Annotated in this window: 11 protein-coding genes; 4 read left to right on the plus strand and 7 right to left on the minus strand. The window is 67.9% G+C overall.

The genetic code is table 11. The features are described 5' to 3' along the window. Window positions 1-38: 38 nt before the first annotated feature. Both FS885_RS03405 and FS885_RS03410 read right to left on the minus strand, forming a co-directional pair. A complete protein-coding gene (locus FS885_RS03405; RefSeq protein WP_144743608.1) occupies window positions 39-1,016 on the minus strand; it encodes a hypothetical protein in 978 nt (325 codons plus the stop codon). A 438-nt stretch (window positions 1,017-1,454) separates the two neighbouring features. Further along, entirely contained in the window at window positions 1,455-2,285 is an 831-nt protein-coding gene (locus FS885_RS03410) for an HAD-IIB family hydrolase (RefSeq protein WP_186365766.1), read from the minus strand. Between the two features lie 151 nt (window positions 2,286-2,436). On the opposite strand from FS885_RS03410, the gene rlmKL reads away from it, so the two are divergent. Then, on the plus strand, window positions 2,437-4,689 hold the full coding sequence (gene rlmKL, locus FS885_RS03415) for a bifunctional 23S rRNA (guanine(2069)-N(7))-methyltransferase RlmK/23S rRNA (guanine(2445)-N(2))-methyltransferase RlmL (RefSeq protein WP_144743610.1): 2,253 nt from the start codon (window positions 2,437-2,439) through the stop codon (window positions 4,687-4,689). An 80-nt stretch (window positions 4,690-4,769) separates the two neighbouring features. Here rlmKL and FS885_RS03420 read toward each other — a convergent pair whose 3' ends face one another. Continuing rightward, a complete protein-coding gene (locus FS885_RS03420) occupies window positions 4,770-5,453 on the minus strand; it encodes a transaldolase family protein (RefSeq protein WP_144743611.1) in 684 nt (227 codons plus the stop codon). 319 nt (window positions 5,454-5,772) lie between these two features. Here FS885_RS03420 and FS885_RS03425 point away from each other — a divergent pair, with 319 nt between their 5' ends. Together FS885_RS03425 and FS885_RS03430 are read left to right on the plus strand one after the other, a co-directional pair. Then, complete coding sequence (locus FS885_RS03425) at window positions 5,773-7,944, plus strand: KUP/HAK/KT family potassium transporter (protein WP_144743612.1); 2,172 nt, start codon at window positions 5,773-5,775, stop codon at window positions 7,942-7,944. A gap of 240 nt (window positions 7,945-8,184) precedes the next feature. Beyond that, window positions 8,185-10,407, plus strand: coding sequence for an LTA synthase family protein (locus tag FS885_RS03430; RefSeq protein ID WP_144743613.1), 2,223 nt, complete (start codon window positions 8,185-8,187; stop codon window positions 10,405-10,407). 85 nt (window positions 10,408-10,492) lie between these two features. Here FS885_RS03430 and FS885_RS03435 read toward each other — a convergent pair whose 3' ends face one another. Next, on the minus strand, window positions 10,493-11,263 hold the full coding sequence (locus tag FS885_RS03435) for a tyrosine-protein phosphatase (RefSeq protein ID WP_144743706.1): 771 nt from the start codon (window positions 11,261-11,263) through the stop codon (window positions 10,493-10,495). Window positions 11,264-11,429: 166 nt separating this feature from the next. Between FS885_RS03435 and FS885_RS03440 the strand changes: the two genes are divergently transcribed. Continuing rightward, window positions 11,430-13,004 (plus strand): Mur ligase family protein, encoded by a 1,575-nt coding sequence (locus FS885_RS03440; RefSeq protein WP_144743614.1) that lies wholly within the window; start codon window positions 11,430-11,432, stop codon window positions 13,002-13,004. Between the two features lie 123 nt (window positions 13,005-13,127). Here FS885_RS03440 and FS885_RS03445 read toward each other — a convergent pair whose 3' ends face one another. The 3 genes from FS885_RS03445 to FS885_RS03455 are packed head-to-tail and all read right to left on the minus strand — an operon-like array spanning window position 13,128 to window position 15,400. After that, window positions 13,128-13,640 carry a 4Fe-4S binding protein gene (locus FS885_RS03445; RefSeq protein WP_144743615.1) on the minus strand — a complete coding sequence of 171 codons (513 nt, stop codon included), beginning with the start codon at window positions 13,638-13,640 and terminating at the stop codon, window positions 13,128-13,130. Window positions 13,641-13,646: 6 nt separating this feature from the next. After that, complete coding sequence (locus tag FS885_RS03450) at window positions 13,647-14,735, minus strand: hydrogenase large subunit (RefSeq protein ID WP_144743616.1); 1,089 nt, start codon at window positions 14,733-14,735, stop codon at window positions 13,647-13,649. A 2-nt stretch (window positions 14,736-14,737) separates the two neighbouring features. Next, window positions 14,738-15,400: an NADH-quinone oxidoreductase subunit C gene (locus tag FS885_RS03455; RefSeq protein WP_144743617.1), complete on the minus strand. Its 663-nt coding sequence runs from the start codon at window positions 15,398-15,400 to the stop codon at window positions 14,738-14,740. Window positions 15,401-15,405 lie beyond the last annotated feature (5 nt).

Genomic DNA, 15,405 nt, shown 5'->3' on the forward strand with positions numbered 1-15,405 from the left:
CGTGCGCTCGTCGCACCGACACGGCCTGCCGTGCGCACCTAGCCGGCCAGCGGGACGCCCGCCTGGGTGAGCAGCTTGAACAGGTATTCGGGGTCCTCCGCCTCGGCATACGAGAAGCGCACCACCGTAGCTCCCGTCAGGTTGAGGTGCGCCTCGCGGCGTCGCTCGCGAGTAAGGCGCCGCACCGCCTCGTCGACGCCCGCCGCGAAACCATCCCGGTACTTCACGAAGCCGTCGAGCTCCCCGATGATTATGCGACCGTCGGGGAGCAGCCAGAACATATCGACCCGCGCCGAGACGTTGGGGTTCATGGGGTCTGTGACCTCGACTTGAAGCTCGGGGATCATGAGGCCGAGGTCGATGATCGTAGCCCGCGCGACCGACTCGCCCCCGTTCTCCGCCCTGCCGTCGCAGTAGCGGAGCACCCTGCGCGCGGTCGAGATCCCGATCCTGCCCTTTCCGTAGACGGCGACATAGGCCTCGAGCTGCGCGCGGGATACGAGCCGCCAATGAAGCGCCGAGTCCACGATGGCGAGACCGTACCTGAACGGCGCCTGGCACATGCAGTCGAGCAGGGTCCTCAGCAGCGAGGTCACGCGCAGATCCTGCACGGCAACCGGTACGTCCTCCTCCACGAGATGGAATTGCACCAGTCCACGGTGCTCTCCGCGCCACTGGTTTCGTCGCGCCGCGACGTGGACCTCGTTGAGCAGCGCGTATGAAACCTGAAGTCCATAGACGAGCGCTGCCGAATATGAGCAGAACACGTAGTGGGGGTGCATGGTTCCAAGCGTTCGGATGGCAGCAAGGGAGCGCTCGCGCGGGGACAGCTCGCTGTGGCGGGCGGCCTGCATGTACAGTCCCCTGCACGGCGAGACCATCAGCCCCTTGGCTACCCTCCGCTCCATCGCGTACAGGTCCGCCCTTGATGCGGCGACGATGAAGAGCCCTTTCTCCTCGGCCTCGCGGGCCATCTGCTCGACGCGCGCGTCGGCGGATCCGACTATGAGCCCCATTGCCGTCCTCCCCAAACGAACGAGACGCTCCGTAGGGGAACCCTAACCGAACCAGGCCTTACATGTCTCAAACGAGCATCTTTCCGAAAGGTAACAGGCGGGGCCAGAGGGCCGCACGCGAAACGGCAATCGGTAGACGGCGCATGATCGGGCTTCAGCGGAGCGCGCTGGGGCGCCCGGGACGTCTGAATATATAAATATAAAAAAGAGAATTGGATCGCCCGTCGGCTGCCTCCGCGCCCTGCGCCGGCGGCATTTCAATCCTGTGTATGAAAAAGAAATCCTGTTGGTGCTATATGCACATCGACCGTGACGATTGATGTGGATATAGCTCCAACAGGATCGATTCGCCATACAGAGGATTGAAAACGCCCGGCAAACGAGGGGCCTGCCGGTGAACGAACCCAAGGGGCCGCTCGGGCGGCTGCGGCGTGGCGCCTAGATCAGCGCGAAGTGCCTGAGGGCATCCACCACGCCATCGTGCTCGACGCGGCCGGTCACATAGGAGGCCGCCTCCTTCACGGGGTCGAGCGCATTGCCCATCGCGACGAAGGTATCGACCGCGGCGGCCATGGGCAGGTCGTTGCCCGAGTCCCCGAACGCGAAGGCACAGGAAGGGGCCGCGTCGTAGTGCTCGAGGATGCCGCGCACGCCGAACCCCTTGTCGACGCCGCAGCGGGTCATCTCGAACGCGCCGCCGCCCAAATCGAACAAGTCGAAATGGGCATCGAGCTCGTCGCGCACAGGGGCGAGCTTCGCAAGCTCGCGCTCGGGGATACAGATCTTGTTGAAGCGCATGTCGCTCACGCGCGCCATGCCCTCGGCGTCCGTGGCGCGCGGCGCGGGGTAGATCGACTCGACGGTGCCGCCCGGGACGGTGAACATGACGCTGTTGCGCGTGCCCTCGAACATCGCGTTGGAAGCGCATGATGCGATCAGCTCGATGGTGCGGGCAAGCAGGTCGGCGGGGATGACCTCGTCGCGGACGACCTCACCCTCGAGGTAGAGGCAGGCGCCACCCGAGGCGATGATGCCCGTGGGCTCGAGCTCGCGCAGCGGCTCGGACACCATGCAGAGCGGGCGGCCGGTGCTGATGAACGTATGGTGCCCCTGCGCCTTGAGGGTGCGGAACGCCTCGTAGACCGCATCGGTCGGCCGCGCCTTGGCGACCGTCTCCTCCACCTCGACATCGGGGCGGTGCCAGATGAGGGTCCCGTCGATATCGAAGAAGAGATATGCCTGGCCGCCCGCGACGTCGTGGCTCTCCATCGATTCACCTGCACGCATGCTGCTCACGAAAACCTGCCTTCCAAAACGCGAACGCCCAGTATTATGCCACGAGCCGCGCCCGTTTCCGACGCAGGGAGCCCCACGTATAATGGTGCGAACGCGGAGGAGGCCGCGAATGAAGGGTGGGTCCATGGAATTCTTTGCAAGCTGCCCCAGCGGGTTCGAGCGAGCGCTCGCCGAGGAGCTCAAGCGGCTCGGCTGCCGGCGGGCGCGCCCGCTCATCGGCCGTGTCGCCTTCGAGGGCGAGCAGGAAGACGCCTATCGGGCCTGCCTCCGCTCGCGCCTCGCCAGCCGCATCAACATGGCCGTCGACCGCATCCCCTGCGCGACGGCGGATGACCTCTACGACGGGATGTACGCGATCCCCTGGGAGCGCCTGATCAGGAGGAGTGCGACGGTGCAGGTCAGCGCGCAGGGCGCCAACCAGGAGCTCCGCAACACGCGCTTCATAGGCCAGTGCGCGAAGGACGGACTGGTGGACCGCATGCTCGACGAAGCGGGAGCCAAGCCCGCCACGGCACCCAAGGACGCGGACGTCCACGTGATCGTGACGGTGCGCGGGGAGCGCGCCGCCGTGAGCCTGGACCTCTGCGGGGAGCCGCTGTTCAGGCGCTGGCGCGGGCAGGCTGCCGGAACACGGCGGCTGCGACCGGATTACGCGGCGCTCGTCCTCGCCGAGGCGGGCCTGCCGCAGCTGCGCCGGACGGCTGAGGAGGGCGGCCCGGCGCCGCTCGTCATCTGCGCGCCCGGAACCTCGCCGACGCTTGTCCTCGAGGCGGCAGCCGAGCTCGCAGGCATCCGGGCCGCGGCGCACCGGCATCACTGGGGCTTCCAGAAGCTCCTCGATTACGACGCCGCCGCGTGGGCCCGCCTCTCCGAAGAGGCGGGCGCGCACGCGGGTGGCCGGCGCGGACGCATCCTGCTGCTCGATACCGCGCCGGCAGAGCTCGCCGAGCTCCAGGCTGCGCTCGACGGCATCGGGGCGCGTCGCTACGTCGAGGCGGTGGCAGCCCGGCCTGATGCTCTCGACCGCGCGCTTCGCCGCCATGTCGATGAGGAGGAGCGCCGAGGCGGCCAGATACCGCCCGCGGTCGTGGTCGGCGACCTCACCGACGAGGCGCCGGCTCGCCTTGCCCAGACGGTCGGCCACATCCTGCTCGCCGAGCAGGGTTGCCGAGACGCGGGCATGCACGCCGTCACCGCGCTTGTCGGCGCCGACGTCTGCGCGGCGCTCGCCGAGGGCCGCGAGGTACGTGCGCAGCGCACGATCCCTCTGGGCAGCGATGAGGTGAGCCTCTGCGTCCTCGAGGCAGATGAGGCCGACGAGCGGGAGCTCGCGACGGTCGATGTCGCTTCCGGACGGCCCCTGCCCGTGCTGCTTCCCGAATCGGAGCAGTTCGCCCGCCGGCTCGTCAAGGTGGCGCGGCTGCGGCGGCGCTGGGCCGAACGCGAGGGCGTTACCTGCTACCGCGTCTACGATGCCGATCTCCCCGACTACGCGGCCGCGATCGACCTGTACGTAGGGAGCCCCCAGACGCCCGGCAGGTGGCTCGTCGTCGCCGAGTACGCCGCGCCGCGCACCGTCGAGGCGTCGCTCGCCCAGGCGCGCATGCTCGACATGCTCGCCATCGCGCCGCGCGTCCTCGATGTCGACCCGCGCGAGGTGCACGCCAAGACGCGCATGCGCTCGCGCGGCGGATCGCAGTACGCGCAGGGCGCGGGACGCGGCGGCGAGCGCAAGCGGGATCGGCGCGCGCTGCCGCGCATCCATGAGGGGGGCCTCACCTTCATCGTGAACTTCGACGACTACCTCGACACGGGCATCTTCCTCGACCACCGCGTGACCCGCGGCCTCGTGCGCTCCTGCGCGCGGGAGGCGGATACGTTCCTCAACCTGTTCGCCTACACGGGGACCGCCACGTGCTACGCCGCGCACGGCGGGGCGCACCGGACCGTGACGGTGGATCTGTCGAACACCTATCTGGAATGGGCGCGCGACAACATGCGCGAGAACGGCTTCTCGGGGCCGGACCACCGCTTCATCAGGGCGGACGTGCTCTCGTGGATCGAGCGGCAGCGCACGCGTCCCGAGCGTTGGGACCTCATCTTCTGCGACCCGCCGACGTTCTCGAACTCCGCCAAGATGGCGGGGCGCACCTTCGACGTCCAGCGCGACCACGTCGAGCTCGTGAGCGCGCTCGCCGACCTGCTGACGCCCGGGGGCCGCGCGGTGTTCTCGTGCAACCTGAGGAGGTTCAGACCGGATGTCGACGAGCTGAGGCGCCGGGGCGTGAACCTCATCGACATCACCGAGCGCACCATCCCCGAGGATTTCGCGCGCAACCAGCGCATCCACCACTGCTATATCGTGGAGCGCGCCTAGCGAAGACCCCGCGACCCTGCCGCCGGGCGGGAGGTTCGCGGGGCCATCGAGCTGCGAAGCTACCGGCGCTGGGCGCCTTCTCACGCGCCGGCGGAGACCTTCTGCCAGTCGGCCTTGAAGCCGGCCAGGCCGCGGTCGGTCAGCGGGTGGTGCACGCACTTCTTGAGGGCGGCGAAGGGAACGGTCGCGATGTCCGCACCCATGAGCGCCGCCTGGGTGACGTGATGGGGCGTGCGGATGGAGGCGGCGATGATCTCGACCGTGTCGTCGACGTTTCTGCCCTCCCAATCGTAGTTCCCGATGCAGGCGACCACCTCGGCGAGCTGGCTCAGGCCGTCCTCGGCGATGTCGTCGAAGCGGCCCACGAACGGCGAGATGTAGCGCGCGCCGGCGTTCGCGGCGAGAAGCGCCTGCGGAGCCGTGAACACGAGCGTCATATTGACGCGCACGCCCTCGCTGGCGAGCTGGCGCGTCGCCGCGAGACCAGCCTCGCACACCGGGATCTTCACGACTATGTTGGGCGCGAGGGCGGCGAGGCGGCGCCCCTCGGCGACCAGGCCCTCGACGTCCTCGGACGTGGCCTCGGCCGAAACGGGCAGCCCTGCGCAGAGCTCGGCGATCTTAACCATATGGTCCTCGAAGTCGGCGAGCTTGCCGCCGATCTTGGCGTAGAGGCTCGGGTTGGTCGTGACGCCCGAAAGGCATCCCCAGCTTTTCGCCTCGGCGATCTCGTCCAGGTCGGCGGTATCGATGAAGAACTTCATAGCCGTTCCCTCCACCTATGCTAAGCAGGTACTTTGCGGTTCAACCCGGCTTTGAGCTTACCACAGACCGCGGCTGCGGGCGCCCGCGTCTTCAGGCACCCGAGTGCGCAGGTCCGCGAACGGTACCGCCCGGCAGCGCCGCCGGACGGGACCGGGGCGGCACGCGGCGCAAAGGGCGCCTCGAGAGCTGGTGCAACTTGTACGCGCAGGCGCTATAATGACGTGCCATGGCGGGGCCCTCCCGCCTGCTATCCGCCGGTTTAGCTGCACTAAAGCCGTGCGGGGAGCACTCACGTCACGCCCAGGGAGAACCTCAACGATGACAGATCAAGACAAGCAGAGCCCGTCTGAGCTAGACGAGCCCCAAGACACCGACGGCGTCGCCGCGCCAACGGAGCCCCGCGAGTCCCTGCTGCGCCAGGACCGCAAGAAGACCAAGGGCAGCACGCCCGTCCGTCCCTTCAAGACCATCCAGGGCGCATCGCATCCCGATGCCCACACCATCCCGGTGAGCCTCGCCGCCATGCTCGTGACGATCGGCGTGGTCTACGGCGACATCGGCACGTCGCCCATGTACGTCACCAAGGCGCTCCTCGCCGGCAACGGCGGCATCATGAGCGTCACCGAGGAGTTCGTGCTCGGCGCGCTCTCCCTCGTCATCTGGACGGTCACGCTGCTCACCACCGTCAAGTACGTGCTCATCTCACTCAAGGCCGACAACCACGGCGAGGGCGGCATCTTCGCGCTCTACAGCATCGTGCGCCGTTTCGGGAAGTGGCTCATCATCCCGGCCATGCTCGGCGGCTCCGCGCTGCTCGCCGACGGCGTGCTCACGCCCGCGGTGACCATCACCACCGCCGTCGAGGGCCTGCGCACCATCCCCGAGATGCACGCGCTCATCGGCGACAACCAGATGAACGTCGTCGTCATCACGCTCATCATCGTCTGCATCCTGTTCGCGGTGCAGCGGGCGGGCACCTCGAAGATCGGCCGCGCCTTCGGCCCGGTCATGACCTTCTGGTTCCTGTTCCTCGGCGGCGTGGGCCTCGTCTTCGTGTTCATGGCGCCCCAGATCCTGCTCGCCATCAACCCGATCTACGGCATCCAATTCCTGTTCTCCGCGAACAACCACGCGGGCATCATGATCTTGGGCAGCTGCTTTCTTGCCACGACCGGCGCGGAGGCCCTGTACTCCGACATGGGCCACGTGGGTCGCGGCAACATCTACGCCACCTGGCCGTTCGTCAAGGCCTGCCTCATCCTGAACTACCTGGGCCAGGGCGCGTGGCTGCTCGCCAACGCCGGCAACGCGAGCCTCGTGGACATCGCCGACCTGAACCCGTTCTTCCAGATGCTCCCCGACATGATGCGCCCCTTCGGCGTGGTGCTCTCGGCGCTCGCCGCCATCATCGCCTCCCAGGCGCTCATCACCGGTGCGTTCTCGCTCGTCTCCGAGGCGAGCCGCCTCGACCTGATGCCGCACCTCCAGGTCTTCTACCCCGCCGAGACCAAGGGCCAGCTCTACATCCCGCTGGTCAACAAGGTCATGTGGGTGGGCTGCATCGTCGTCGTGCTGCTCTTCCAGTCCTCGGCGCACATGGAGGCGGCCTACGGCCTGGCCATCACCATCACGATGCTGTGCACCACCATCCTGCTGTTCATCTACCTGCATAAGGTGCGCAAGCTCAAGCTCTTCCCGTTCATCTTCGTCGCGTTCTTCGTGGCGCTCGAGGGCTTCTTCTTCGGCTCGTCGCTCACCAAGTTCTTCCACGGCGGCTACTTCACCATCCTGCTCGCCGCGCTTATCATGGCCATCATGCTGTGCTGGTACGCCGGCACCTCCGTCGAGCGCCGCCAGGCCACGCTCCTGCCGCTGCGCCGCTACCTCAACCAGCTCGACCGCCTGCGCGACGACACGACCTACGACCTCGTGTGCGACAACCTGGTCTACCTGACCAACGGCACCAACACCGACTACCTCGACCGCGACATCCTCTACTCGATCCTCGACAAGCACCCCAAGCGCGCCAAGGCGTGGTGGTTCCTGAACGTCGAGGTCATGGAGGACCCCTACACCTTCGCCTACTCCGTCGAGGACTTCGGCACGGACTACGTGTTCCGCGTCCACCTGTTCCTGGGCTACAAGGTCGACCAGCGCGTGAACGCCTACCTGCGCCAGATCGTGCAGGACCTCTCGGCCACCGGCGAGCTGCCGCCGCAGTCGCATGACTACTCGGTCTACAAGCACCCCGGTCCCATCGGCTCGTTCCAGTTCTGCATGCTGCGCAAGACCCTCGCGCCCGAGTCCGACGTGCACAGCCGCGAGCGCACCGCGATCGGCCTCAAGTACGCCATCCGCAGCTTCGCCGGCTCGCCCGCGCAGTGGTACGGCCTCGAGAACTCGAGTGTGTTCGTGGAGTACGTGCCCCTGTTCACCAAGTTCAAGAGCGTGAACAAGATGGTGCGCATCGCCCCCGACGAGCGCCCGTAGCGCCCGCGCCGCGCACCCGCGATAGCTCCCCGACCGTGCCTTGCAAGACGGCCCGCCCTCGCTTGAGGGTGGGCCGTTCCCATGTGCAGAAACTGGGAATCCGCGCAGGTGAGGCTCGCGGTCGATAGAATCTCGACAATGACGGGGTACCATAATCACTCGTGTGAACGTCAACGCCGCGTGAGAGGTCCGTCAGGGTTCTGTAAACACCCCGGCCCCGCGGGTCCATAAGGAGCCATCATGCTCGTTTCCGCCATCTCCTTCGTCGCCGCCGCGGCCAGCGTGCTGCTGGGTATCCGGGAGCTCAAGGGGCAGTCTGCCGAGGGCACCGCGCTGCCGCTCCGCCGCAGCAGCGTGGTCTGGGCCGTCCTGCTTGTCGCCCTCCAGCTGTTCATCGGCATCTGGGCGGCGCTCGGCCTCGTGCAGGAGGACCCCGTGTCCGCCGTCATCGTCAACGCGGCGATCACGGGCGCGGTCTTCCTCGCGTGCGCGCGGCCCCGCCTCTACGCGCCGGTGCGCGCCCTGGTCGCGGAAGGCGGGCGCTGGCCCCATCCCCAGGCCGCCTGCGCCATAGTCACGGTCGTCGGCGGCGTGTTCGCGACCCTCGCGCTCGAGATCCCCAGCAACCACGACCTCCTGTGGATGTACCCGCTCTGCCTGCTGCTCGAGATCGTGCTCGTGGCATCGGTCGTCTCCGGCCTGTTCTACCTCACCCAGCGCCGCGGCGGGGCGTCCGCGGTCGCCGCCTTCGCGTTCTTCGCCGTCGGCATCGCCGAGTACTTCGTGATCCTCTTCAAGTCGCAGCCCATCCAGCCGGGCGACCTCACGGCCATCGCGACGGCCGCGGCGGTCGGCGGCGGCTACACCTTCACCCTGAGCGCCTACTGCCTCTACGGCATGATGTTCCTCGCGCTCGCGTGGCTCTCGCTCGCCTACGCCGTCGTGCTGCGTCCCGAGCGCGCCGAGCGCACGCGCAAGACGCGCCTCGTCAACTTCGCCGTGGGCGTGCTCTGCCTGGCGTTCATCGCCTGCCACGTGACGGTCATCGACTACTACAACGTCCTGCGCATCCAGGTCTACACCTGGCGCCCGCTCGAGAGCTACTACCGTCAGGGGTTCCTGCCGAGCTTCATCTCGAGCGCGCAGACCATCCAGCCCCGCATGCCCGAGGGCTACAGTGCAGACGAGGCGGAGGAGCTTATCGAGAGCTACGCCGCGTCCTTCGACGAGGGCGCCGGCGCGAGCGAGGAGCGCACCGCAGCGACCGAGCAGTTCGACACCGAGAACCCGTCGGTGATCGTCGTCATGAACGAGACGTTCTCCGACCTGTCGATGTACCAGAACCTGCACGCCGGCTACGAGGGCCCCGAGGAGTTCAACAGCATCTCGAACGCGGTGCAGCGCGGACAGCTCTACGTGAGCGCCTACGGCGGCGGCACCTGCAACACCGAGTTCGAGTTCCTCACCGGCAACTCGATGGCCTACCTCGGCAACGGCGTGTACCCCTACACGATCTACAACCTCACGCACGCCGAGAACCTCGCCGCGCAGTTCGGCGAGCTCGGCTACACCACGACCGCCATGCACCCCAACCACGCGACCAACTGGAACCGCGAGAACGTCTACAGCGACTTCGGGTTCGACGAGTTCCTCTCCATCGAGGACTTCCAGGGCGCCGACACGCTGCGTGGCATGGTGACCGACGAGGCGACCTACGACAAGATCCTCGAGATGCTCGAGACCGATGACGACCCGCAGTTCATCTTCGACGTCACGATGCAGAACCACTCGGGCTACACCACCGGCCTTCTGCCCATGAGCATGCGCTCGAACTACCTCATCGACGGCGTGTACGACGCCGAGGTGAACGAGTACCTCTCGCTCATCGAGGAGTCCGACCGCGCGCTCGGCGAGTTCCTCGATGCGCTCGAGGACGTCGACCGGCCGGTCGTCGTCGTGTTCTTCGGCGACCACCAACCCTTCTTCCCGTCCGATTACAACGACGCCTGGTTCACCGACGAGGACGACGCGACCCACAGCGAGCGCCTGTACCAGACGGAGTATGTCATCTGGGCGAACTACGACATCGAGGGCCGCGCGCAGGAGAGCGACGAGGTCGACCTCTCGACGAACTACCTCGGCGCCACGCTGATGGAGCTCATCGGCGCGCCCATGAGAGACTACCAGAAGGCGCAGATGGCGCTCCGTGCCGAGATGCCCGCGATCAACTCCGTGGGCTTCGAGGACGCGGACGGCGTGTGGCACCTGACGGAATCCGCCGACGACGACGCCACCGCCCAGCCCGAGGCCTACGCCGCCGCGCTCAAGGCGCGCCAGGACCTCGCGATGATGCAGTACCTGAAGCTCTTCGACCACGGCGACAGCGTCTACACCAAGACGCTCCAGGGCGCCGCGAACGAGACCGATCCCAACCTCGCCCCGGGCACGACCCAGATCAAGTAGCGAGGGCAGGCAAGCCGGCGGGCAGCCGGGAATCGACCCCGCACCATGCACCGCGCGTCGCGCCATCCGGCCGGCGCGCGGTTCCTTATCGGACGGCCCCGCGCAGGCGTGCGGCCAGGCGGTCGAGCAGGTCCGCATCGCAGCGGACGTGCCCGGCGAGGTAGCGCCGGGCGCTGCCGTAGGTCTCATGCAGGTAGGCCACGGTGCGCTCCATCTCCTCCGGGGCGGCGACGAACAGGCTCCGGGGCACCCTGCGGCGCAGCAGCGCCGTCGCCGCAGCGCGCTGGAGGCGCATGCTCGGCGTGAGGTAGGTCCCGGTCGCCGCGTAGTCATAGACGATGCGCTCGTCGTCCACGCCCGCAAGGCCCAGGAGCAGCATCGCGATCACCCCGGTGCGGTCCTTGCCCGCCCGGCAGTGGAAGAGCATGCAGCCCGGGGCGTCGAGCGCCTCGAAGACGGCGCGCATCTCGTCGGTCGCGTCGTCGAGCAGCGAGCGGTACACGTCGAACATGCACGCGGGCAGCTGCGCGCGCAGGCCGCTCGAGTTGAGCTGGTCGAGCATGGGGATGTGGAGGTAGTCGACCCCCTCATGGTGCCCGCCCGAGAAGGGGTCGCGGCTGTGGCGCACCTCGAAGGCGCTGCGGACATCGATGACGCGCACGAGGCCGTACTCCCGCAGGCGCGCGATGTCGCGTGCGGAGAGGCTGCGCAGCGAGTCGCCGCGCAGAAACGAGCCGAAGGCGGTCGTGCCGCCCGTGCCGTCTTCGGCGGTATACGGATAGCCGCCGAGGTCGCGCACGTTGCGCGCGCCATCGAGCGCGAGGCGCCGCGGCGGCTGGTCCACACGGTCCTCCATGCCCACCGGCACCTCCCTTGAGTTCGCTCGACTTGTCGCGAAAGGGCGCAGGCGCGCGCTCCCGCCCGCCTGCGCTTCGCTGGGAGCTTATTATAGTGTGATGCGCACAGCGCATTGTCTGCCATATGTCAGCCGACGGTAAGGCGCGACACCCAAGGAGGCTCCCGTGACATCCCCGTCCCATTCGCACGAAGGCGCGCATGAGCCGCTTCCCGCAGCCTCCCTCGAGGCGCTCGCCCTCGAGCTCGAGGCGCATGGCGTCACCGCCCGTATCGAGCCCGAGAACGCCGGCATCACCGCCGTGCGCGGCATGACCGTCGACTCGCGCGAGGTCGAGCCGGGAAACCTCTTCGTGTGCAAGGGCGCGGCCTTCAAGCCCGCGTTTGTCGCCTCCGCGGCGGATGCCGGGGCAGCCGCGTACCTCAGCGCCGACGCCCCCGAGCTCACCGCGGAGCTCGAAGCCGCCGCGCCGGGACTCCCCCGCATCGTCGCAGGCGACGTGCGCCGGGCCATGGCGTGGGCTGCGCCCGCCGTCTACGGCCATCCCGAGCGCGCGCTTTCCATCGTGGGCCTCACCGGGACGAAGGGCAAGTCCACGGCCGCCTACATGCTGCGCTCGATCCTTACCGCCGCCGGCGAGGAACCCTCGATCATGGGCTCCATCGAGACCGATGACGGCGTGGAGCGCTTCGAGAGCCACAACACCACGCCCGAGGCGCCCGAGCTCTGGCGCCACCTGCGCAACACCGTCGACGCGAGCCGCCGCCACATGGTCATGGAGGTGTCGAGCCAGGGACTCAAGTACGACCGCATGCTCGGCGTGCCGCTCCATATCGGCGTCTTCCTGAACATCGGCCGCGACCACATCTCCGGTGTCGAGCACCCGTCCTTCGAGGACTACTTCGCAAGCAAACTCAAGATCTTCGCCCAGAGCGAGATCGCGGTCGTGAACCTCGCGAGCGACCATGCAGACGAGATACTCGAGGCCGCTCGCGGGGCGGGCTCGCTCGTCACCTTCTCGCCCGTGGCCGACGCGCAAGCCGACTTCCATGCCGAGAACGTGACCTCGACGGGTATCGGCCTCACCTTCGACCTTGTCGAGCGCGGCCGAGGCGAGGCCACCGAGGTGTCGCAGCATATCGAGCTCGGAATCCCCGGCCTCTTCAACGTGGAGAACGCCCTCGCCGCCATCGTCTGCGCGCGTCTGTTGGGTGTGGGCTACGATGCCATCCGGCGCGGCCTTGGGCACCTGCGCGTACCCGGCCGCATGGAGGTCGTGGCCACGCCCGACCGGCGTATCATCGCGCTTATCGACTACGCCCACAACGAGCTCTCCTACCAGGCGCTCTTCTCGTCTGTCGAGCGCGAGTACCCCGGGCGGCGCATCATCGCCGTGTTCGGCGCGCCGGGCGGCAAGGCGCAGGAGCGCCGCGAGGCGCTGCCGCGCGTGGCGGGCGCCTATGCCGACCTCATCATCTACACCGAGGAGGACCCGGCGCACGAGCGGGTGGAGGACATCTGCGCCGAGCTCGCAGCGCATACCCCCGCAGGCGTTGACCACCGCATCGTCTGCGACCGCGAGCAGGCCATCGCGGAAGCCTTCGCCGACGCCCGCGCGCATGAGGGCGAGAGCGTGGTGCTCCTGCTTGCCAAGGGCGACGAGACGCGCCAGCACCGCGGCGACGAGTACCCCGAGGTCAAAAGCGACCTCGCTCTCGCCCGGGAGATCCTCGCCCCCTAGGGCAGAGCCCATCCCGCGCGGGTTGCGACCCTCCACTCACGAAAGGCGGCGCCGGCCACAAGGGTCGACGCCGCCTTGCATTCGATGCGAGCCCGTTGCGCCGGGCGCGCGGACTGTCCTCGCCTACTCGCCGGCCTGCTCGGCCGCCTTCGCCGCCTTCTTGGCGGCGGCCGCCTTGCGCGCGGCCTCGACGCGGGCCTGCTGCTCGGGCGTGAGCTCGCGCTTGGGCTTCGCGGGGGCCGCGGCGGCGCCCTCGCCCTTCGCGGCGGGCTTCGCGGGCTTGGCGGGCATGTCCTTGTGCATGGTCACCACGGTGAGCTCGCAGGTGGGCTCGGTGGGCCAGAGCTCCATCGAGAGGCAGTTCTTAGGGCATTCGTGCGTGCAGCTCGCGCACTGGATGCAGCGGTAGGGGTCCACCGTCCAGTCGCCGCCCTTGCGGTCCACCGTGATGGCGCCGACCGGGCAGACGCGCTGGCACATGCCGCACAGGATGCACGCGTCGATGTCGTTCACCAGGTGCCCGCGCATGTTCGGGAAGAGCTTCTCGAAATCGCGCTTCTCATACGGGTAGCGAACCGTCGCCGGCTTGCTGAACAGCGAGCGGAGCGTCAGTTTTCCCAGCTTGAAGGTTCCCATGCTCGCCTACCTTTCCGTGCAGCTGATGCACGGGTCGATCGTCAGGATGATCATCGGCACGTCGGCCAAATCGACGCCTTGGAGCGCCCGCACAAGACCGCCCAGGTTCTGCGACGTCGGCGTGCGCAGGCGGAAGCGATCGAGGTACTTGGTGCCGTTGCCGCGCACGTAGTAGAACGCCTCGCCGCGCGGCTGCTCGATGAGGACGTGGCTCTGGCCCTCGGGCACGACCTTCGCCTTGGGCTTGCCGCCGATGCCGTCGTGCGGCATCTTCGAGACGAGCTCCTTGATGATGTCGATGGCCTGGTAGACCTCCTCGCAGCGCACCTTGCAGCGGGCGTAGCAGTCGCACTCGTCGGAGATGATCGGCTCGAAGTGGTCGAGGTCGCCGTAGGCGCCGTAGCCGGTCGTGCGCATGTCGTGCTCCACGCCGGAGCCCTTCGCGAACGGGCCGACCATCGAGAGCTCGAGCGCGTCCTCGAAGGAGATGACGCCCACGCCGCAGAGGCGGTCCTTGACCGAGGAGTCGCCGAGCATGGTGTCGACGATGGTACGGTAGTCGCGCTTGATGCCATCGAGCTGGTCGCAGATGGCCTTGAGCTCGGAGTCCTCGATGTCGTGCGCCATGCCGCCCACGATCATGATCGAGAGGATGATGCGGCCGCCGCACGTGCGCTGGAAGATGTCGAGCACGGTCTCGCGCAGGCGCCAGCAGTGGTTGAAGAGCGACTCGAAGCCGAAGGCGTCGGCGAGAAGCCCGAGCCAGAGCAGATGCGAGTGGACGCGCGAGAGCTCCTCGAGGATGGTGCGCAGGTACTCGACGCGTCGCGGCATCTCAAGGCCGAGCAGCTTCTCGGTCGCGCTCACGTAGCCCCAGCCGTGGCCCACGCTGCAGATGCCGCAGGTGCGCTCGGCGACGTAGACGAACTGGTTGAAGTCGCGCTTCTCGACGAGCTTCTCGAGACCGCGGTGGATGAAGCCGATCTGCGGGATGGCCTCGACCACGTGCTCGTCCTGCACGACGAGGTCGAGATGGATCGGCTCGGGCAGCACCGGGTGCTGCGGGCCGAAGGGGATAACCGAACGGGTTGCCATCGCTACTCACCATCCTTCGCTGCGGCCTTGGCCGCCTTGGCGGCGAGTGCCGCGCGGACCTTAGCGGCCTTCTCGGGATCCATCGCCGCGAGCTTGGCCTCCATCTTGGCGGCGCGGTCGTCCGCGGCGGCAGCGGCCGGGTCGGCCTTGTCGGCCACGGCGCCCGCGCGCTCGCCCGCGTCGGCTGCAGCGGCCTTGGCGCCGGCGGCGGAGTCGGCCTCGGCGGCCTGGGCCTCCTCGGCCGCTTTGCGCGCCTTCGCGGCCGCGGCGGCCTTCTGCTTGGCCATCTTCTCGCGCTCGGCCTTGAGCTCGGGCGTGATGACGGTCATGGGCTCCTCGGAGGCGACGTTGAAGAAGTTGCCGCCGAAGTCGAGCTTCATGTTGATGAAGCGCACGCCGTAGAGGTCGTGCGTCTCGTTCTCGTAGCTGAACGCCGCGAAGTACAGCCCCTGGATCGAGGGGACCTCGGAGCTCTTGTCGATGCCGTACACGCAGAGGTTGAGCGCATTGTCGCACGTCTCATCGTAGAAGGTGTAGACGAGATCGATGCCCGCCGCGGTGGTCTCCGCGCACATCTGGATGAAGCGCATGCCCTGGTGCTTGAGCGACTGCACGCGGCCGAGCAGCTCGCCCAGGGGGATCTCGGTGAATTCGGTGGTGTACATCCGCC

The organism is Enorma burkinafasonensis, assembly GCF_902150035.1.
GTDB lineage: Bacteria > Actinomycetota > Coriobacteriia > Coriobacteriales > Coriobacteriaceae > Enorma > Enorma burkinafasonensis.